Below are 19,811 nucleotides of genomic sequence, written 5' to 3'. Positions count from 1 at the left end.
GATGAAGCAGAAACGATACGGAATTTTAGACAATATAAGCAGTCCTGCCGATTTGCGCGGACTGTCGTACGACACACTCGGCGTGCTGTGCGCTGCGCTGCGCGAGTTCATTGTGGACTCGGTGTCGCAGACCGGCGGTCATTTGGCGTCCAATCTGGGCATTGTAGAGCTGGCTGTCGCACTCGAGCGCGAGTTCGACTCCTCACGCGACCGCATCATCTACGATGTAGGCCATCAGTGCTATGTCCACAAGATCCTGACCGGTCGGCGCGATCGCTTTGACACGCTGCGGCAGTATGGCGGCCTGTGCGGCTTTATGAAGCCGGAGGAGAGCATCACCGACCCGTGCATCACGGGACATGCCTCGGATTCGGTTTCGGTGGCGCTCGGCATGGCGCATGCACGCACGATTAAAAACCAGAAATACCACGTTGTCGCGGTCATCGGCGACGGTGCACTGACCGGCGGCATGGCATATGAGGCGCTGAGCAGCGCCGGCACCTCGCGGGAGCCGTTGCTCGTGGTGCTCAACGACAACAATATGTCAATCGCCAAGAATGTCGGCGGACTCAGCCGCCATTTGTCGCGCCTGCGCGTCAGTCCGCAGTATCTGCGTGCAAAAACCCGCATCAAGGAGCGGCTCAGCCGTATTCCGGGCGGCGGAACGATCACGCGCGCGGTATCGCGCTTCAAGGCGAAGATCAAGCGGGCTGTCCTGCCGACCTCGCTGTTCGAGCAGATGGGCTTTACCTATCTCGGTCCGGTGGACGGTCATGACATCAAGAGCGTGTGTGAGTTCATCGCACTGGCGAAAAAAATGAAAAAACCGGTTCTGCTGCACGTTATGACACAGAAGGGCAGAGGATATGCCCCGAGTGAGCAGCAGCCGGAGAAATACCACGGCGTTTCCAAGTTCGACCGCGTAACAGGCGCACCGCTTGCCGCGAAGAAGGAGGACTTCTCTGCGTTCTTCGGCAAAGAGCTTTGCGCACTGGCCGAGAAGGACAACCGCATTTGCGCGATCACAGCGGCTATGCCGTCCGGCACGGGACTGACCCGCTTTGCCGAGAAATTCCCGGAACGCTTTTTCGATGTCGGCATCGCCGAGGAGCACGCCATCGGTATGGCGGCCGGTATGGCGGCACAGGGACTGGTGCCGGTAGCGGCCATTTACTCGACCTTCCTGCAGCGCGCTTATGACCAGATCGTTCACGATATTGCAATCGAAGGTCTGCACGTTGTCCTGTGCGTGGACCGCGCGGGCATTGTCGGCGCGGACGGCGCAACGCATAATGGTGTGCTGGATATCGCGTTCCTGCGGTCTGTCCCGGGCGTGAAGATTTTCTGTCCGTCCGACTTTGCGGAACTCCGAGCCATGCTGTCCCGTGCGATTTACAGGGAGACCGGACCGGTCGCTATCCGTTACCCGCGCGGCAGCGAAGGCGCGTACCGCAGGGAGCTGTCGGCACAGCCGCTCGTGTGCGTACACGAGCAATCCGGCAGCGAGGTGACGATCGTCACACACGGCATTATGGTCAATCAGGCGATCGACGCCGCGGAAATCCTCATGCACGAGGGCATCCGCGCACAGGTTTACAAGGTAAATGAAATCGGCAGCGGACTGGAACAGGCGTATGCCGAGGAGAAGGAAAAACTCGGAGGCTGGTGTGTCGTTGCGGAGGACGTTGTGCCGAACGGCAGCGTCGGCGAGTGGCTTGCCGCGCACCGCAGCGAGCGTACCGATCTTCTGAACACCGGCAACCGCTTTCTGCCTCATGGCGGCGTAAACGAGCTGTGCCGTCACTGCGGCATTGATGCCGAGGGCATTGCGGCATATATCATGAAAAATCGGAATGGGAAGGAGAACAGCGTTGGCTAAGAAGAGACTGGACGTATTGCTGTTTGAAAAGGGTCTTTGTCCCTCGCGGGAGCGTGCAAAGACTGCGATTATGGAGGGAATCGTTTACATTGCAAGCCAGAAGGCGGGCAAAGCAGGCGATATGGTTGACGAAAACGCCGAACTGGAGGTTCGCGGCAACGAGAACGCATTTGTGTCCCGCGGCGGCAAGAAGATCGAGAAGGCGCTCAACTACTTTAACATCGACCCGACCGATCTGGTCGTGATGGACGTTGGTGCATCGACCGGCGGCTTTACCGACTGCCTGCTGCGCCGCGGTGCGCGCAAGGTGTATTCCATCGACGTCGGCTATGGCCAGCTGGCGTGGAGTCTGCGTCAGGATCCGCGTGTCAAGTGCATGGAGCGCACCAATATCCGCTATGTAACGCCGGATATGCTGGAGGAAACGCCGTCGTTCTGTGTCATCGACGTGTCGTTTATTTCCCTCAAGCTGGTACTGCCGGTCGTTTCCAGCCTGCTGACCGAGGACGGCCATGTTGCCAACCTTATCAAGCCGCAGTTTGAGGCCGGCAAGGGCAAGGTCGGCAAAAAGGGCGTTGTCCGTGAGCCGGAGATTCACCTCGAGGTGCTGCAGAATTATGTGGAAAACGCGCATGCGGCAGGCTTTAAAGTGCTTGATGTGACGTTTTCTCCCATCAAGGGACCTGAGGGCAACATTGAATTTCTCGGCTATCTGGCAAAGCAGGGCGAGGAGCACATTCCGGATCTGGCAGAGGTTGTCCGTCAGGCACATGAGGAGCTGGACGCAAAGGCATGATGAAGAATATTTTCATCTATCCCAATCTGCGCAAGGACAGCGCGCGCGATATCCTGCAGCCGGTGTGCGATCAGCTGCGGCGTGACGGTGTGCGGCTTATGCTGCCCAAGCAGATGCGGGTCGTGCCGCCCATCATTGAGGATGCGGATTACATGAAAACCGAGGACGCCGTGCAGTTTGCGGATATGGCGGTCGTGCTTGGCGGAGACGGAACCATGCTCCGTCTGGCACGAGAGGCGGCGCAGAATCAGCTGCCGCTGCTCGGCATCAACGTGGGTCATGTCGGGTTTATGACCGAGCTGGAACCGGCTGAGCTGCCCGAGATGGAAAAGCTGTTTACCGGTGAATTTTCACTGGACAGCCGCATGATGCTGCACGTTGCCGTGCAGCGCGGCGGGCGTATCGTGTACGAGAATGACGCGCTCAATGACATTGTTATCGCAAAGGGCACCGCGTTCCGCGTGGTGCGCGTTGGTATTTCGGCAGACAACGAGGAGGTCACCCGCTTTAACGGCGACGGCGTTATTGCAGCCACGCCGACCGGTTCGACCGCCTACGGTCTGTCGGCAGGCGGCCCGGTCATTGAGCCGAGCGCGGAAAACATCGCTGTTATTCCCATCTGTGCGCACGCACTGGCGGCAAAGTCGTTCGTGTTTGCGCCCGAGCGCAGCGTATCCATCACCGCAGCCTGTGAGGGCGGCAGTGAGGTGTTCATTTCGGCAGACGGCGGACAGGGCTTTGCCGTGCGGCCGGATGATCGGGTCATTATCACCCGTTCCGACCTGCAGACGCGGCTGATTCGTCTGAAAGGCAATAGTTTTTATCGAATTTTACAGCAGAAGCTGTGAGCGGCGCTGCTATAAGAGAGGAAAACGCGAACGATGAAGTTTCAACGACAGGCAAAAATCCTCGATCTCATCGACCGGTTTGAGATTGAAACGCAGGAGGATTTGACCGCACATCTGCGGGCACTTGGATACAACACCACGCAGGCGACTATTTCGCGCGATATCAAGGAGCTGCGGCTTATCAAGACGCTCTCCTCGGAGACCGGCAAGTACAAGTACACCTCCTCGAACGCCGGGGCGGCGGATAGCTTCACCACGCGTCTGCGCAACATTTTCCGTGAATGCGTCACGGATATTGATGCGGCGCAGAACATGGTCGTTATTAAAACGCTGCCCGGTCTGGGTCAGGCGGCGGCAATGGCGATTGATGCCATGCGCGCACCCGATGTGGTCGGCACGCTTGGCGGCGACGATACCGTATTCGCCGTTATGCGCGATAACGACAGCGCGCAAAAGTTCTGCGAACAGGCAAGAGACATTCTAAAGTAAGCGAGGGATAAGGCGGCAATGCTGCAATTACTCCACATTGAAAATATAGCGGTCATCGAACGTGCAGACATCGAACTCGATAAGGGTTTGACCGTGCTTTCCGGCGAGACCGGCGCGGGCAAGAGTATCGTTATTGATTCGATCGGTGCGCTGCTCGGCAAGCGCGTCAGCCGCGATTTAGTGCGCTCGGGTGCGCAGAAGGGCTTTGTCAGCGCGGTATTCACCGATCTGCCGCGTGCTCTGCGCGAACTGCTTGACGAGCTTGCACTTTCCGGTGACGAGCCTGACACGCTGTACGTCCAACGGCAGATTTCCGCAGACGGCAAGAGCACCTGCCGCGTGAATATGAAGCCGGCCAGTGCGGCTGTCCTGCGGCAGCTGGCGCCGTACCTGATCGACATTCACGGTCAGAATGACGGCCAGAAGCTGCTCGATGAAGCGCATCACATCGAATATCTGGACGGCTACGCAGGCTGTGCTGAGATACTCGAGCGATACCGCCCGAAATATCAGGCACTGGTGACACTCCGGCGGGAGATTACCGCGCTGGAGACCGGCGAGCAGGAACGCCTGCAGCGTATTGACATGCTGACCTTCCACAAGGAGGAAATCGAGCAGGCGGTACTTAGACCCGATGAGGATGAGGCGCTTGCACAGCGCAAGGCGTATTTCGATCACGCGGGCAAGATTGCGGGTGCACTCGAGCAGGCGCGTATGGCGCTCTCGGGTGACGATGAAATTGCGGGTGCGTGTGAATTGCTCGATCAGGCGGCAAACGCCATCGAGAGCCTGCGCGAAGTGTCGGACGCCTTCGACGGCATGGCTGAGCAGGCCGAGGAAGTGCGCCTGCTGGCGGCAGATTTGCGCGACAGCGTGGCAAGTCAGGGGGACAATCTGGACTTTTCTCCGGCAGAGCGCGAGATGGTCGAGCAGCGCTTGGATGAAATCTATCGCCTGAAGCAGAAATACGGCGGTACGATTCCGGAAATCCTCGCGTACCTTGAGAAGATAACCGCCGAACTGGATACGCTCGAGAACGCGGACGACCGCAGGGAAGAACTGCGGGAGCAGTACCGCGGCATGCTCGCGGAGGCCAAGGGCATCGCCGCTGAACTCACCGAGCAGCGCCGCAAGGCTGCCAAGCAGCTGGAGGGCGAAATCGTGCGCGAGCTGAGCGAACTCGACATGGATAAGGTGAAAATGCGGGTTGCGGTCCGCACCGGCACCAAGCTGTCCGCGCACGGCTGCGATACCGTGACGTTTGAGATTTCGGTTAATCCGGGTGAGCCGGAAAAGCCGCTCTCCAAGGTGGCCTCCGGCGGCGAGCTGAGCCGAATTATGCTTGCGCTTAAAAACGTATTGACAGCGGGCGAAGATGTTGGTATGCTGATTTTTGACGAGATCGACACCGGCGTTTCCGGCCATGCGGCTCAGCAGATCGGCCGCAAGCTGTCCGCGATTGCGAAAAAGAAGCAGACACTGTGCGTTACCCATCTGCCGCAGATTGCCGCCATGGGCGACCACCACCTACGCATTTCCAAATCCGTGCGTGATGGCCGCAGCTACACCGATGTCAGCCCGATGGACAGAGCACACCGCGTAGACGAAATTGCACGTCTGCTCTCCGGCGAGGAAATCTCGGATGCAGCACGCCGCAATGCAGAGGAACTGCTCGATGCGGCCGGACAGGGGGCGTGAACCCGTGGTAATCATAGACGAACGCAGAAAAGAGCGTGCTCCATAACGGTATTCGAACTCTTTTATCATAGAATGCAAACAAATTGAAATACAGGAGACAGAATAATGCAGCTTTACGACGAACTGAAAGCGCGCGGTCTGATCGCGCAGGTAACGAACGAAAAAGAGATCAGCGAGATGATCAACAACGGCAAGGCAACCTTCTACATCGGCTTCGATCCGACCGCGGACAGCCTGCATGTTGGCCACTTTATGGCGCTCTGCCTGATGAAGCGCATGCAGATGGCAGGCAACAAGCCGATCGCGCTGATCGGCGGCGGCACCGCTATGATCGGCGACCCGTCCGGCCGTACCGATATGCGCTCGATGATGACCGTCGAGACCATCCAGCACAACTGTGACTGCTTCAAGAAGCAGATGGAGCGCTTCATCGAATTCGGTGAGGGCAAGGCGCAGATGGTGAACAACGCCGACTGGTTGATGAACCTCAACTACATCGAGTTCATCCGCGACATCGGCTCGTGCTTCTCGGTCAACAACATGCTCCGCGCCGAGTGCTTCAAGCAGCGCATGGAGAAGGGTCTGAGCTTCCTCGAGTTCAACTACATGCCGATGCAGTCCTACGACTTCTACTACCTGTTCAAGAACTACGGCTGCAACATGCAGTTCGGCGGCAACGACCAGTGGAGCAACATGCTCGGCGGCACCGAGCTGATCCGCCGCAAGCTGGGCAAGGACGCGCATGCCATGACTATCACCCTGCTGCTCAACAGCGAGGGAAAGAAGATGGGCAAGACCGCTTCCGGCGCAGTTTGGCTCGATCCGAACAAGACTTCTCCTTACGATTTCTACCAGTACTGGCGCAATGTGGACGATGCGGACGTGCTCAAGTGCATCCGTATGCTGACCTTCCTGCCGCTTGAGGAGATCGAGGCGATGGACAGCTGGGAAGGCGCACAGCTGAACAAGGCAAAGGAAATCCTTGCTTATGAGCTGACCGCTCTGGTGCATGGCAAGGAGGAGGCCGAGAAGGCACAGACCGCTGCCAAGGAGATCTTCGTTTCCGGCGGTGCGGCTGCCAACATGCCGACCACCACGCTGACCGACGCGGACTTTACCGACGGTCAGATCGGTGTGCTGACGCTGCTCGTGAAGTGCGGCCTTGCAGCCTCCAACGGCGAGGCGCGCAAGCTGGTGCAGGGCGGCGGCGTATCGCTGGGCGGTGAGAAGGTCGCGGACTTCAAGCAGCAGCTTGCCAAGGACTTCTTTAACGAGGAGTGCATGATCAAGAAGGGCAAAAAGACTTTCCATAAGGTTGTTCTGGGATAACGTCTGTCGCGGAACGACATTTTCAAGAAGACGCAAAGAAGCGGCACAGACCGATCGGTCTGCGCCGCTTTTGTTATCTGGTTTTAGGAAAGAAAGCGTTCAGCCACCAGCATTACCAGCGGCAGCGTTGCCACGGACAGAATGGTGGACAGGCATACATACGACACCGCCTGCCGGTAGTCCTGATCGAACTTCTGCGCAAAGATGGCTGTGCTGCTGGCAACCGGCGTTGCCGCTGCGATCAGCGTAATCAGCGTGATCTCGCCGCGGGCAAAGGGGAATAGCAGGAAGATGAGCACCGTCACCGCCGGAACGACAAGCAGGCGCACGGCAGAGACAACGTACAGCCTTGCACTCACGAACAGGTCGCGCAGGCGCACCTTGGACAGATAGAAACCGAGAATAATCATCGCCAGAGCAGTATTGGCATCCGCGATGTAGCCGATCGTGCCGGTGACGACCGAGGGCAGCGTCGGCTGAGCCACAAACAGGATGAGACCGATCACCATGGAGATGAAAACCGGATTGACGAACACCATTTTCAGATTGATGGTTTCCTTTTTGCCTGATATAATAACAATACCGTACGTCCACTGCAGCAGATTGACAAGCGTGCTGTACGAGACAACGTAGAACGCCGCCTCCGCGCCGAACACGGCTGTGACGAGCGGAATACCGATGAAGCCGGCGTTGCCGAACGCGACTGCAAAGTTTTCAATCCGGTGCCGAGTACCGCAGGTGAGGTACGCCACGCCGATGGACGCAGCAAACGCAATCACCGCGATAACGGCCGAAATGCCCATGGCACGCAGCTTGTCCATGCTGAACTCGGACATGTAGCTGCGCAGGATAACGCATGGAATGACCGCATACAGCAGCACGTTGGATAGATCACGGCTGCCCTGTTCGGTTATCATGCCGCGGCGGGAGAGGAGCAGACCGAGCATCATCAAAAGAAACATGATGATCGTCTGCTGAAGCAGAATTTGAGTAATCATAAGGGGAATTTTCCTGTACTTTCATAGAATGGAGGGGAACGCGATGGAATTATATCAGCTTCGGCAGTTTGCCGCCGTAGCAAAATACGAAAATATGACGCGCGCCGCCGAGAGCCTGAACGTGGCACAGCCCGCTGTATCCAAAACCATACGGAATCTGGAAAGCGAGCTGGGAGCCGAGTTATTCGAGCGAACGGGAAAGGGATTGCGTCGCACCGAGCAGGGAGATATCCTGCTGCGGTACGCACGGACGATACTGGAAGCTGAGCGCGACGCACGCGGCGAAATCGAGGAGAGCCTGCACCGGACAGGTGGTCTGTGCATCTGTGCGCTGTCGTGCGCGGAGCGTATCAGCGAGATACTCGCGGGTTTTTCCACCGAGTACGGCAATCTGGATCTGCGCATCAGCAGTACGCCCGAGGGCAGCGATCTGCTGCTCGATTCCGCGGTATCGCGGGACGAGGTGCCTGCGGGCGCCGTCCTGCTGTACGATGAGGAGATGTGCGTGGCTGTGCCCGAGGGACACCGGTATGCCGATCGGGAAAGCGTATCGCTGACTGAGCTTGCCGACGATCCGTTTATCGCGCTGAGCAATTCGCAGTCGTTCCGACAGATTTCCGAGCATATTTTTCGGTCAGCCGGTGTGGAGATGCACGCCGCTATCGAGTGCGACAGTGCGGCGCTGCAGATTCGTCTGCTGTCGTGCGGCATGGGTGTTGCACTGGTCGCGTCCGGCGAGTGGCGGCAGGTCTGCGAGGACGCAGGCGTGCGCCTGCTGCACATCAAGGACGCACAGTGCCGCCGGTATATCTATGTGCAGACGCTCGGACGGTTCCGCACGCAGAGTATTCGCGCGTTTACTGCGTATTTGGAGCGGTATTTTGCGCAGATGGCGTAAACTCGCGGCAGATCATGCGGCGTGGACCTCGAGAGGAACTTTTTCACCGAGTTCAAACTGATGCAGGCTTTCAAGCGAGCACTGAACCATATCGAACACCGCCTGATCGGTGAAGAACGCAACATGCGGGGTAACGATGGTGTTCTGGAAGGATTTCAGGATGATGTAATCGTGGTTGGTGACACGGCTGTTGTAATTGTGATCGACGCGGATCACGTCATCCTCACCCTCAAAGCAGTCCACGCCGACCGAGCCGACACGGCCGGACTCAATGCCGTCGATCAGAGCACGGGTGTCGATCAGAGCGCCGCGTGCGCAGTTGATGATGACAACACCCGGCTTCATCTGCTGAATAGCCTCGGTGTTGATCATGTGGTAGGTGCTGTCGTTGAGGAAGGTGTGCAGCGTGATGACATCGGACTGCGCGTACAGCGACTCGAGCGAAACGTACTCCACGCCCATCTGCTTCATTTCCTCGGACGGGTACGGGTCATGTGCGATAATGCGGCAGCCAAAGCCGGACAGATTGTGAATGACGGCCTTGCCGATACGGCCGGTGCCGATGACGCCGACGGTCAGGTTCTGCATCTCCATGCCGCGTGCTGCGCCGGATGCACCGAGCGAATAGTCCGCCGTGTGCGAGCGGAACATGATGTAGCCGGCCTTGCGGATGCACATCAGCATGAGCATGACCGTATAGTTGGAAACCGCATACGGCGAATATCCGGCGTGGGATACGCGGATGCCGAGACGCTCTGCAGCTTTCAGGTCTACATTATCGTAGCCGATGGTGCGCAGGGCCACATAGCGGACACCGTTCTCGGCCAGCTTTTCCAGAATCGGCGCAGGCAGGTCGCAAGTGCAGGAAATGCCGTCGTAGCCGCGGGTCAGCGCAACATTATCGAGGGTCAGCGTGTCCTTCTGCAGCGTAAGGTCCATATCAAGCGACTGACTGAAGTGATCGAAAAACGCGCGTTCGTCCGGACGGGCGTTGAATGCCATAACTTTCATTTTTATTACTCCTTGATCCATTCGTGGGTGAGCTTGCCGAGAATTTCGATGCCTTTGACGATCTGTTCATCGGTCGGGGTAGAATAGTTGAGACGGAAGGCGTTGGACACCTGCTTTTCGTCTGCCAGGAACGCTGAGCCAGGCACGCAGAGCACACCGCGCTGAATCGCCTCGCGGACAAACGGCTGCGAATCCATACCGTCCGGCAGGAAGGCCATGGCGAACAGGCCGCCTTCCGGCTGCGGGAATGTGACCGCCGGATGGAATGTGCGGCGCATGGTGTCCAGCATCAGTCTGCACTTTGCGCGGTATACGTCACGCGCTTTGTCGAGGTGCGCGGCAAAATCGTACTTGGTCATGTACTCGTTGCAGACATATTGGAACAGCACGTTAGAGTGCACATCGGTGGTCTGCTTGGCGATGGTCAGCGGCATGGTGAGCGACTTGTTGAATACCAGAAAACCCAGTCGGAACGCGGGAGCCATCACCTTGGAAAAGCTGCCTGCGTACAGCACGCGGCCTTCGATGTCCATCGACTTGATGGTCGGCACATCCTCGCCGGAGAAGCGCAGCTCGCCGTACGGGTTGTCCTCGAGGATGGCAATGTCGTATTCGCACGCCAGCTCATACACCTTTTTGCGCTTTTCGAGCGTAGTCGTGATGCCGGACGGGTTCTGGAAGGACGGAATCGTGTACAGCAGCTTGGCCTCGGGGTGCGCCTTGAGGGCGGCCTCGAGCGCATCCGTATCCATGCCGTCCTGCTGCATCGGAATGCCGATCAGCTTGGCGCCATACGAGCGGAATGTGTTCAGGCAGCCGACAAAGGCAGGGTCCTCGGTCAGGATGACATCGCCCTCGTTTACCAGAACCTTGGTGGTCAGGTCGGCGCACTGCTGACCGCCGGACAGGATGAACAGCTCATTTTCCTCAAAATCGAAACCCTGTGTGCGGGTGAGGTAGTCCTTCATGGTCTCACGCAGCGGCATGTAGCCCTCGGACAGACCGTACTGCAGAACAGAGACCGGTGCGTTCTTCATGACGTCCGCGATGATGTCCGCAATCTCGGGCACCGGGAAGGTCTCTGCGGACGGGTTGCCACCGCCGAACGAGATCATGTTCGGGTCCGCGCCCAGCTTGAACAGCTCGCGGATGGCCGAGCCGTGCACATCGCTCATACGGTTGGAAATTTCATACTGCATATCTATCGCTCCTGTTAAGATTTGGAATGCAAGAAAACAAAAAGGTGCTGAAACCCCTTAGTCGGTAGGTTTCAGCGCCTTTGCTGATGGTTCTATTGTAAACCTGCACAAGAAATTTGTCCAATATCTGTTGTTTATGACGATATAACGGGAAAGAATACATGCTATGCCTTGAAGAATCACGCAAAACCTGCGATAATAGTAGGAGTTAGAATCACTCGAACATGAAAGCGAATTTTGCTATGAAACATATCTGTATTGGCATCACGGCGCACGTTGATGCCGGAAAAACCACTCTGTCGGAAGCCATGCTGTATCAGGCGGGTGCGCTGAAAAAATTAGGCCGTGTGGACCATCAGGATGCGTTCCTCGATACGTTTGCGCTCGAGCGCGCGCGCGGCATCACAATTTTCTCCAAGCAGGCGGAGTTCTCTCTGCCGCACACCGAGGTGACACTGTTGGACACGCCCGGTCACGTTGACTTTTCGGCGGAGATGGAGCGCACACTGCAGGTGCTCGACTGTGCGGTGCTGGTCATCAGCGGCACGGACGGCGTGCAGGCGCATACGGAAACGCTGTGGCGGCTGCTGACGCGGCAGGGAATCCCGACGTTTCTGTTCATCAACAAGATGGATTTGGACGGCGCAGACCGAAATGCACTCCTGCAGGAGCTGAAATCGCGGCTGGACAGCGGCTGTGTGGACTTCACTTCGACGGACACAATGGCGGAGGAGCTTGCCGTGTGCGATGAAGGTCTGCTCGAGCAGTACCTCGAGACAGGAATGGTGGACGACAGCCAGATCGCGCAGCTGGTTGCGGAACGAAAAGCGTTCCCGTGCTATTTCGGCTCGGCGCTCAAACTGGACGGCGTGGACGCGCTGCTGGATGGTCTGGAACGCTATCTTCCTGCACCGCAGTACGGCGCGGACTTCGGTGCGCGCGTGTTCAAAATCGCGCGTGACGCACAGGGCAACCGCCTGTCATATCTCAAAATCACCGGCGGTGCGCTGTCCGTGCGTGAGCAGCTTTCGGGCGGCGAGGACGGCGGATGGCAGGAAAAAGTGAGCGGCATCCGCATCTACTCGGGTGAAAAATTCCGCACGGCTGAGCGCGTCGAGAGCGGCATGGTCTGTGCGGTGACAGGACTCACGCACACGCGTCCGGGTATGGGTCTTGGCGCGGAAGCCGGTGCGCTGCCGCCGGTGCTCGAGCCGGTTCTCGGCTATCGCGTGTGCCTGCCGGAAGGGTGCGACGCACATGTCATGCTGCGCAACCTGCGCCAGCTTGAGGAGGAGGACCCGCAGCTTCGGGTGGTGTGGAACGAACGGCTTGGTGAGATACATCTGCAGCTGATGGGGGAGGTGCAGCTGGAAATCCTCACCAGCGTTATCGCGGAACGCTTCGGCGTGGATGTGACCTTTGATGAGGGCAGCATCGTCTACCGCGAGACCATCACCGAGCCGGTAATCGGCATCGGCCATTTCGAGCCGCTGCGGCATTACGCCGAGGTGCATCTGCTGCTTGAACCGGCAGAGCGCGGCAGCGGCATTCAGCTGTCAACGGCGTGTCCGACCGATGTGCTCGACCTGAACTGGCAGCGCCTGATTCTGACACACTTGGCGGAAAAACCGCATTTAGGCGTGCTGACCGGTGCACCCATCACGGATGTGAAGATAACCATCCTTGCAGGACGCGCACACGTCAAGCACACGGAAGGCGGCGACTTCCGTGAGGCAACCTACCGTGCCGTCCGCAACGGCCTTATGCGCACGGAAAGCCTGCTGCTTGAGCCGTATTATGCATTTCGGCTGGAGCTGCCGGACGAGTGCGTCGGACGCGCCATGACCGACATTCAGCGAATGAACGGCACGTTCGAGCCGCCCGAGCAGGGTGCTCACGGCTCGATTCTGACCGGAACGGCGCCGGTTTCCACCATGCGCAACTACTGGACCGAGGTTGCCGCGTACACCAAGGGACGCGGTCGGCTGTCGTGCACGCCGAACGGCTATGCGCCCTGCCACAACGCGGAGGAAGTCATCTCGGCAGCTGCCTACGACCCGACCGCCGATGTGGAGAATACGCCGGATTCCGTGTTCTGCTCGCACGGTGCAGGCTATGTTGTCAAGTGGAATGAGGTGCCGGAGCACGCGCATATTGATACTTCAAACGTGCTTAAACCTAGGGAAGAAGAGCCGGAACAAGTCCGTCCGGTGCGTTCCTCCGGCACAGGCGGCGGAGACGGCTTCGGCGGCGATGCGGAACTGCGTGCTCTGTTTGAACGCACCTACGGTCCGGTCAAAAACCGCGGCTTTGAAGCCTTCCAGCAGAGCCGTAAAAAGGCCGCGACGCTTGAGCAGCTGTACGTCACCCGCATCCGTGAGGACGATTATCTGCTCGTGGACGGCTACAACATCATCTTCTCGTGGGACGAGCTGCGCGACATTGCCGCCTGTGATGTCAACGCCGCCCGTGAAGCGCTCGTCAACGTGCTGAGCAATTATCAGAGTGTGCGCAGATGCCATCTTATTCTCGTATTCGATGCCTATAAGGTCAAAGGCGGCACCGGCTCAATTGAGCAGCGCGGCGGCATCCATATTGTCTACACCAAGGAGGCCGAAACTGCGGATATGTACATTGAGCAGGCGTCCTACGACCTGGCGCGCAAGCACCGGGTTCGCGTGGCTACATCGGACGGTATGGAGCAGATGATCATTCTCGGACATGGCGCAGAGCGTATCTCTGCGACCGAGCTGCACTGGGAAGTGGAGCAGGCCAATGAGCATATTGAGGCAATTCTGAAAAAATTGTAAACAAAAATCGGTTTGGACTTGAATTCATAGTAAACCTGTGGTATATTAGTAAAAAGGGGAATTTGCAACTATGAAGATTTCAACCAAAGGAAGATATGCGCTTCGTCTGATGATCGACTTGGCGCAGCATGACGCAGGCGGCTACATTCCGCTGCGCGATATCTCCAAGCGACAGCAGATCTCGGCCAAGTATCTGGAGCAGATCGTGGTGCAGCTTTCGCGTGCGGGCTTTGTTATCTCGACACGAGGCGCACAGGGCGGCTACCAGCTGGCGCGGCATCCTTCGGAGTATACCGTGGGCGATATTCTGCGCATTACCGAAGGCTCTCTTGCACCGGTGGCTTGTTTGGAGCATGAGCCAGTGGATTGTCCTCGTGTAGATGAATGCATTACGCTCAGCTTTTGGCGCGGATTGTATGACGCAATCAATAACTATGTTGATTCGGTCACGCTCGAGGATCTTGTTAATAACGGAACGCTTAATTTTTCCATCTAACGCAAAAAGACAGACGATTTTTCGTCTGTCTTTTTTTCGTTGAGTAATGGAGCATTGAGAATGGAGAATGAACGATGCGGTTTTATCTTCTGTGTGCGTGCATGTGGTTTACAGGCGGTGCACCGAGTCGGCGCATCCTACAATATAACGTGATAATGTCGTGTAGACAGCAAAAGAAAAAGGGAACACCCCACAGGCATTCCCTTTGCATATAAGCTTATGCTCGATGCAGCAGCTTTTTGACACTGAGCAGCATCTCGCGGCTGTTGAGTGCCGCAACTGCGCCGAACAGCGCAATCTGCCAGACGAGCCACAGCGGCGGCTCAAGCAGCATGAGCATGGACTGCGCGGTAAGCAGAATCACGGTCAGCGCCAAGCGCGGCACCTTCCAGCGGACCGGCATGAATCGACGGCTGTCGATTGCACGGTACAGGAACAGAGCCACATAGCTGATGAGCGTTGCCAGCGCCGCACCCGTGCCGCCCATCCGCGGGATGAGCAGGGCGTTCAGACCAATGTTAATAACCGCGGAGAACGCCGTGGACAGGAAGGACGCGACCGTCTTCTTTTCCAGCAGGTACACGCTTTTCTGGAAGCTGGACAGGCAGTTGAAGCCCGCGCCGACCGCCAGAATCGGGATGAACGTCCAGCCGATATAGTAGCTGGGCACGGCAAGCACGGTCATAGCCAGCTTGGCGCACATTACGCCGCCGGACGCGATGATGAACACGATGGACGAGTATGTGTTGCCGACGTTCGAGAAGAACGTGATCTGCTCCTCCTTGGTGTTGTTGTTGACCATGGATATTTGCCATGCATCAACAAAGATGGACGCGACAAGCGCGATCAGTGTCGGCACACGGTAGGCGATCGAGTAGATGGCGCTGACTGCGGTATCCTGCATGGAAGCGAGGAACACCTGATCGGAGAAGCCGATAATATACACGAGAATCGCATCCGGTACGAGCGGAAGCGAGTACGCCAGCATGCCGCGCCACAGGTGCATGTCCAGACGCTTGAGCTTGACGTACTTCCACAAACCGGCGATAATGAACAGGCAAACAGTGGAAAGCGCGTCCGAGCAGATGATGGAGAACACATAGCCGAGGATGTTCCAACGGAACACCTTCAGGTAGAGGATGTTCAGCATGATGGTGACAAACGTACGGAAAATGCCGTCGATCGCGTACAGGCGGACGTGTCCGAGCGCGCGGATGAACTGGCTGCACACATTCTGCGTGCACGAGGTCAGAACATACAGGTAGATGATCCACTGATACTCAAGCAGTGAGCCGGTAACACCCGCCGAGGTGTTATAGTGGATGAGACTCAGCAGCGGATGGAACGGCAGTGCGATAATAAAGCCGCACAGCACGGTCACAAGCGCAATGGTAAACACACTGCGCTTGTAATACTTGCGTTCAAGTCCGTAGCGGATGACCGCCTGTCCGATGGACAGCGACACCACCGGATACAGAATACTGGTGGTCTTGATGATCAGGTCGGCGACACCCATTTCATCCTGCGTCATCATGCCGGTGTAGAAACGCAGCATGAGGATAACGAGAATCTTGGAACTGAACGTGCCTATCGCGAAGATAAAGGTATTGCCGAGAAGGCGTTTGTATTGATTCATTTTTTGCCCTTTCTCAGCCGGAGTGTGTGGCACTGGTCGGTAACGCGGTCGGTCAGCCATGCAGCGATGATGCCGCACAGCACGCCGATGACCGCTCCGGCCAGTACGTCGGTCGGGTAATGGACGCTGGCATACAGCCGCGAAAACGCAATGGCTGCCGCCAGCAGAAAGGCCAGAAAACCGGTCTTATGGTGGAAGAAGTACAGCGCCGAAGCTGCCGCAAACGAGCTGAGCGTGTGCCCGGACGGAAACGACCACGGGTCCTCCGGAACGAGCAGCGCCGTCAGGTCGGTGTGGGTGACAAACGGACGCGGCCGCATGACAAGGTTCTTGAGGAACACATTGCCAAGCAGAAAACCGACGCCGAGCGCGATCAGCATCGCCGCGCCGGCGCGGCGTGTTCGCCGGAAGAACAGCAGCAGTACGGCAAGCGTAATCCAGACAGCACCATAGCTGCCCAGCAGGGAGAACACCTTCCAGACCGTGTCGGACAGACCACCGCGCCAGTGCTCCGAGATGTACGCGAGAACGCCGTAGTCAACTGAATGCACAATATCGAGCAGAATATCCATTTACCGGAATCGCCGCCTTTCAGGAGAGTAGAAGTTGTTTTTATGACCGAGGGATGGTTATGAAAACAGCTTCTCGGTTATTTTTCGGAAGCAGAACGGTCTACCTTGTCCACGATGAGGGCAATCGCCTGGTCGCCGGTGACGTTGGTAGCAGTGCCGAAGCTGTCCTGCGAGAAGTGCAGGGCAATGATCAGCTGCTGCATCGGGTCGGTGAAGCCGAGCATCGAGGTGATCAGGCCGAGTGCCGACATAACGCCGCCGCCCGGTACACCCGGAGCCGCAACCATGGTAACGCCCAGCATGAATACAAACGGAGCAAACATGGCAAAGGTCGGGTTCATGCCGCTTGCAAGCATGATACCCATCGAGCCGAGTACGAGGCAGATGGTATCGCCGTTGAGGTTGATGGTAGCGCACAGCGGAACGACAAAGTCGGCAACGTCGTTATTTATATTGTTATTATATGCACAGTTCAGCGCAATCGGAATAGTCGATGCAGACGACTGGGTGCCGAGTGCGGTAAAGTATGCCGGAGCGGCGTTCTTCATGCTTTTGAAGTGGTTCTTGCGGCAGACAATGCTTGCCAGACCAAACTGAGACACGATGTACAGCAGCTGCAGCACAATAATAATGGCATACAGGGAAGCGAACATCTTGACGGTAGCCGCCAGACGGCCCTCGGCTGCGATGTTGGCGAACAGACCTGCGATGTGGATCGGGATCAGCGGAATGATAATGCGGCTGAGTACGCCGGTAACGATCTTCTGCAGATCACGGAAAACGTTCAGCAGGGAATCACCCTTGAGGTTTGCCATGCCGATGCCGAGCACGAATGCGAACACGAGCGCCGTCATAACGCCGAACACCGGGTCAACCGTGATGGAGAACAGCGGCTCGAAGGCGTTGCTCTCGAGTACATCGCCGGTGATGGGCTGAATGATCCCCGGCAGAACGGCCTTGCCGATGAAGAAGGTCAGCAGGCCGGAAATAACGGTTGTGCCGTAGGCCAGCAGCAGGGTCAGACCGAACAGACGGTTGGCCTTCTTGCCAAGCTCTGCCATGCCAACCGTGATGAACGACAGGATGATCAGCGGGATCATGAATGACAGGAAGGTTGAGAACAGCGAGGTAAAGGTTGCCAGCAGGCGGATGATGGCAACGAAGAACCCAGTGTCCGCGATGCCGAACCACTGTCCGCACATACCGATGAGGATACCGGCGATGATGCCGATAATCAGTCGAATTAACAGTCCTAATTGTTTCACTTGCATTTACTCCTCTTTTTCACAAAAATTTTAGCATACTAATAATACTATAGCAGAAAAGAGCCGTGATAGCAAGTTAAAGCGACAGATTATGACGGCGTATACCGAATTTATCCGAATTTGTGGTTGCTATCATGAATACAGGGCGCTATAATATAAAGGTATACCTGTCGAATAATGGCGGGTGCATCGAGAATCCAAAGCATATTCCAAGCATAGATTAGTTAAGAGGTATACTCATGGCAGATAAAAGCGCAAACAAACCGAAGAAGGGAGCGCATTTGATCAAAAAGCAGGCCAAAAAGCCGGAAAAACCGGCGCAGGTCATCCGGACGGAAGCGAAGCAGCCGAAGAAGAAACGTCGTGTTCCTATCGGTGTAAAGATTGCCGTCGGCGTTGTCATTGCGGCGGCAGCCGGTGCATTCGGCTATGTGTACTGCTACCCGAATGTTTTTCCGGGCGTGACTGTCGGACCGATCGCGGTCGGGGGCATGAACCGCGATGACGCGGCAAACACCATTGAAGACCAGAGTGCGCCGCTGTACGAGGGCAAAAATGTCACGGTGACGATTTACGGCTCCAACTATGATATTCCGGTCGATAAGGTGCTGAAAAGCGTGGACGGCATCCAGTCCGCCGAGAACGCCTATGAAATAGGCCGTACCGGCAATCCGCTCGAGCGCGTGCGCGATATCATCGGCGCAATGCGCGGCCACAGAGAGGCGCAGATTGCGGCAACTGTAGATGAGGAAAGCCTGCGCGGCACGCTTAACGAAATCGCGGACACGGCGCTGACCGAACCGGTCAATCCGACCTGGGAGCTGCAGGACAGCAATCTGATCGTGCATTCCGGCAAGCCGGGCGTCAAGTTTGACACGGATGCGGTAGAGCAGGCGTTGACTGATCAGATCCGCCTGATGGACTTTGAGCCGTATGAGGTCTCGACCGATGTGACAGCCGCTCCGGCGATTGACGTTGACAAGATCGCAGCCGACATTATCGGTGACCCGGTCAACGCTACCGTCAGCAAGGAGGACGGCAAGACCATCATCGCCGGCAAGGCAGGCGTGTCGTTCGACACCGACAAGGCCAGGAAGATCATTGGCGACGGCTCGCAGGAGACCTACACCATTCCTGTGACGATCACCCAGCCGTCCATCACGGCAGAGGCGCTCAAGGCGAAGCTGTTCCACGATACGCTCGCGCGCACGGCAACCAATCTCGATGAGGGCAACGCACCGCGTACGAACAATATCCGTCTGGCGGCTAAGGCCATCAACGGCACTATCCTCAATCCGGGCGACGAGTTTTCCTATAACGGCACGGTTGGCGAGCGCACAGCCGCACGCGGTTATCAGGAGGCGCATGCCTACTCGGGCGGCAAGATTATTGACGAGTTCGGCGGCGGTGTCTGCCAGCCGTCCTCGACGTTGTACATGGCTGTACTGCGTGCCGATTTGAAGGTGACCGAACGGCATAATCATTCGTTTACCGTGTCCTACACACCGCTCGGCGAGGACGCAACCGTGGATTACGGCAATCTGGATTTCCGGTTCGTCAACAATACGGCGTATCCGGTCAAGATTCTTGCCGAGCAGACCGACGGTCAGATGATCATGACCATTGTCGGCACCAAAACGAGCGACAAGACGGTCACGACCCGCACAGAGGTGCTCGAGACCTATAAGCCGGAGACCGTTACAAAGACGGACAGCTCGATGGAGGCAGGCGACAGCCGCGTGGAGACCTCGGGCATCACGGGCTACTCGACCAAGACCTACAAGCAGATTACTGAAAATGGCAAGACGACCGAGGTGCTGGCCAACAGCTCCACCTATTCCAAGCGGGATGAGGTCGTGTACGTCGGTGAATGATAAAGAAAACGGA

Annotated in this window: 16 protein-coding genes; 10 read left to right on the top strand and 6 right to left on the bottom strand. The window is 57.2% G+C overall.

Annotated elements, in window-relative coordinates:
* Window position 1: 1 nt before the first annotated feature.
* From dxs to tyrS, 6 genes are all read left to right on the top strand, one after another.
* A complete protein-coding gene (dxs, locus tag PG722_RS08390; protein WP_270580264.1) occupies window positions 2-1,879 on the top strand; it encodes a 1-deoxy-D-xylulose-5-phosphate synthase in 1,878 nt (625 codons plus the stop codon).
* A complete protein-coding gene (locus PG722_RS08385; RefSeq protein WP_442867839.1) occupies window positions 1,854-2,675 on the top strand; it encodes a TlyA family RNA methyltransferase in 822 nt (273 codons plus the stop codon). The genes dxs and PG722_RS08385 overlap by 26 nt, the downstream gene beginning before the upstream one ends.
* Complete coding sequence (locus tag PG722_RS08380) at window positions 2,672-3,523, top strand: NAD(+)/NADH kinase (RefSeq protein WP_118285992.1); 852 nt, start codon at window positions 2,672-2,674, stop codon at window positions 3,521-3,523. Before PG722_RS08385 ends, PG722_RS08380 begins: the two co-directional genes overlap by 4 nt.
* 33 nt (window positions 3,524-3,556) lie before the next feature.
* Window positions 3,557-4,012 (top strand): arginine repressor, encoded by a 456-nt coding sequence (locus PG722_RS08375; RefSeq protein ID WP_118761548.1) that lies wholly within the window; start codon window positions 3,557-3,559, stop codon window positions 4,010-4,012.
* Between the two features lie 18 nt (window positions 4,013-4,030).
* Window positions 4,031-5,710 (top strand): DNA repair protein RecN, encoded by a 1,680-nt coding sequence (gene recN / locus PG722_RS08370; protein WP_270580262.1) that lies wholly within the window; start codon window positions 4,031-4,033, stop codon window positions 5,708-5,710.
* A 105-nt stretch (window positions 5,711-5,815) separates the two neighbouring features.
* Window positions 5,816-7,039, top strand: a complete 1,224-nt coding sequence (tyrS, locus tag PG722_RS08365; protein ID WP_270580261.1) for a tyrosine--tRNA ligase — start codon at window positions 5,816-5,818, stop codon at window positions 7,037-7,039.
* Between the two features lie 83 nt (window positions 7,040-7,122).
* On the opposite strand, the gene PG722_RS08360 is transcribed toward tyrS, so the two are convergent.
* Complete coding sequence (locus tag PG722_RS08360) at window positions 7,123-8,037, bottom strand: AEC family transporter (RefSeq protein WP_270580260.1); 915 nt, start codon at window positions 8,035-8,037, stop codon at window positions 7,123-7,125.
* Between the two features lie 43 nt (window positions 8,038-8,080).
* Between PG722_RS08360 and PG722_RS08355 the strand changes: the two genes are divergently transcribed.
* The gene (locus PG722_RS08355; RefSeq protein WP_270384891.1) at window positions 8,081-8,935 is read left to right on the top strand and encodes a LysR family transcriptional regulator; all 855 of its coding nucleotides are present in this window, start codon (window positions 8,081-8,083) and stop codon (window positions 8,933-8,935) included.
* Window positions 8,936-8,947: 12 nt separating this feature from the next.
* On the opposite strand, the gene PG722_RS08350 is transcribed toward PG722_RS08355, so the two are convergent.
* Window positions 8,948-9,946: a D-isomer specific 2-hydroxyacid dehydrogenase family protein gene (locus PG722_RS08350; protein ID WP_118645633.1), complete on the bottom strand. Its 999-nt coding sequence runs from the start codon at window positions 9,944-9,946 to the stop codon at window positions 8,948-8,950.
* A gap of 5 nt (window positions 9,947-9,951) precedes the next feature.
* Window positions 9,952-11,145, bottom strand: a complete 1,194-nt coding sequence (locus tag PG722_RS08345; RefSeq protein WP_270580259.1) for an aminotransferase-like domain-containing protein — start codon at window positions 11,143-11,145, stop codon at window positions 9,952-9,954.
* A gap of 242 nt (window positions 11,146-11,387) precedes the next feature.
* Between PG722_RS08345 and PG722_RS08340 the strand changes: the two genes are divergently transcribed.
* The gene (locus tag PG722_RS08340) at window positions 11,388-13,955 is read left to right on the top strand and encodes a translation factor GTPase family protein (RefSeq protein WP_270580258.1); all 2,568 of its coding nucleotides are present in this window, start codon (window positions 11,388-11,390) and stop codon (window positions 13,953-13,955) included.
* Window positions 13,956-14,025: 70 nt separating this feature from the next.
* The gene (locus tag PG722_RS08335; RefSeq protein ID WP_110436718.1) at window positions 14,026-14,451 is read left to right on the top strand and encodes an RrF2 family transcriptional regulator; all 426 of its coding nucleotides are present in this window, start codon (window positions 14,026-14,028) and stop codon (window positions 14,449-14,451) included.
* Between the two features lie 217 nt (window positions 14,452-14,668).
* Here the strand turns inward: PG722_RS08335 and PG722_RS08330 are convergent, their stop codons facing one another.
* The 3 genes from PG722_RS08330 to PG722_RS08320 all read right to left on the bottom strand — a co-directional run bounded on the left by PG722_RS08330 (window position 14,669) and on the right by PG722_RS08320 (window position 17,924).
* The gene (locus PG722_RS08330; RefSeq protein ID WP_270478277.1) at window positions 14,669-16,087 is read right to left on the bottom strand and encodes a lipopolysaccharide biosynthesis protein; all 1,419 of its coding nucleotides are present in this window, start codon (window positions 16,085-16,087) and stop codon (window positions 14,669-14,671) included.
* Window positions 16,084-16,659 (bottom strand): phosphatase PAP2 family protein, encoded by a 576-nt coding sequence (locus PG722_RS08325; protein WP_117750898.1) that lies wholly within the window; start codon window positions 16,657-16,659, stop codon window positions 16,084-16,086. Before PG722_RS08325 ends, PG722_RS08330 begins: the two co-directional genes overlap by 4 nt.
* 77 nt (window positions 16,660-16,736) lie before the next feature.
* The gene (locus PG722_RS08320) at window positions 16,737-17,924 is read right to left on the bottom strand and encodes a cation:dicarboxylate symporter family transporter (protein ID WP_270580257.1); all 1,188 of its coding nucleotides are present in this window, start codon (window positions 17,922-17,924) and stop codon (window positions 16,737-16,739) included.
* A 239-nt stretch (window positions 17,925-18,163) separates the two neighbouring features.
* Between PG722_RS08320 and PG722_RS08315 the strand changes: the two genes are divergently transcribed.
* Window positions 18,164-19,798 (top strand): VanW family protein, encoded by a 1,635-nt coding sequence (locus PG722_RS08315; RefSeq protein ID WP_270580256.1) that lies wholly within the window; start codon window positions 18,164-18,166, stop codon window positions 19,796-19,798.
* Window positions 19,799-19,811 lie beyond the last annotated feature (13 nt).

This window comes from Butyricicoccus sp. OF27-2pH9A (assembly GCF_027693185.1).
GTDB classification, from domain to species: domain Bacteria; phylum Bacillota; class Clostridia; order Oscillospirales; family Butyricicoccaceae; genus Agathobaculum; species Agathobaculum butyriciproducens.
Note: the sequence above shows the minus strand (reverse complement) of the source record. Positions and strands in the feature narration are given on the sequence as shown.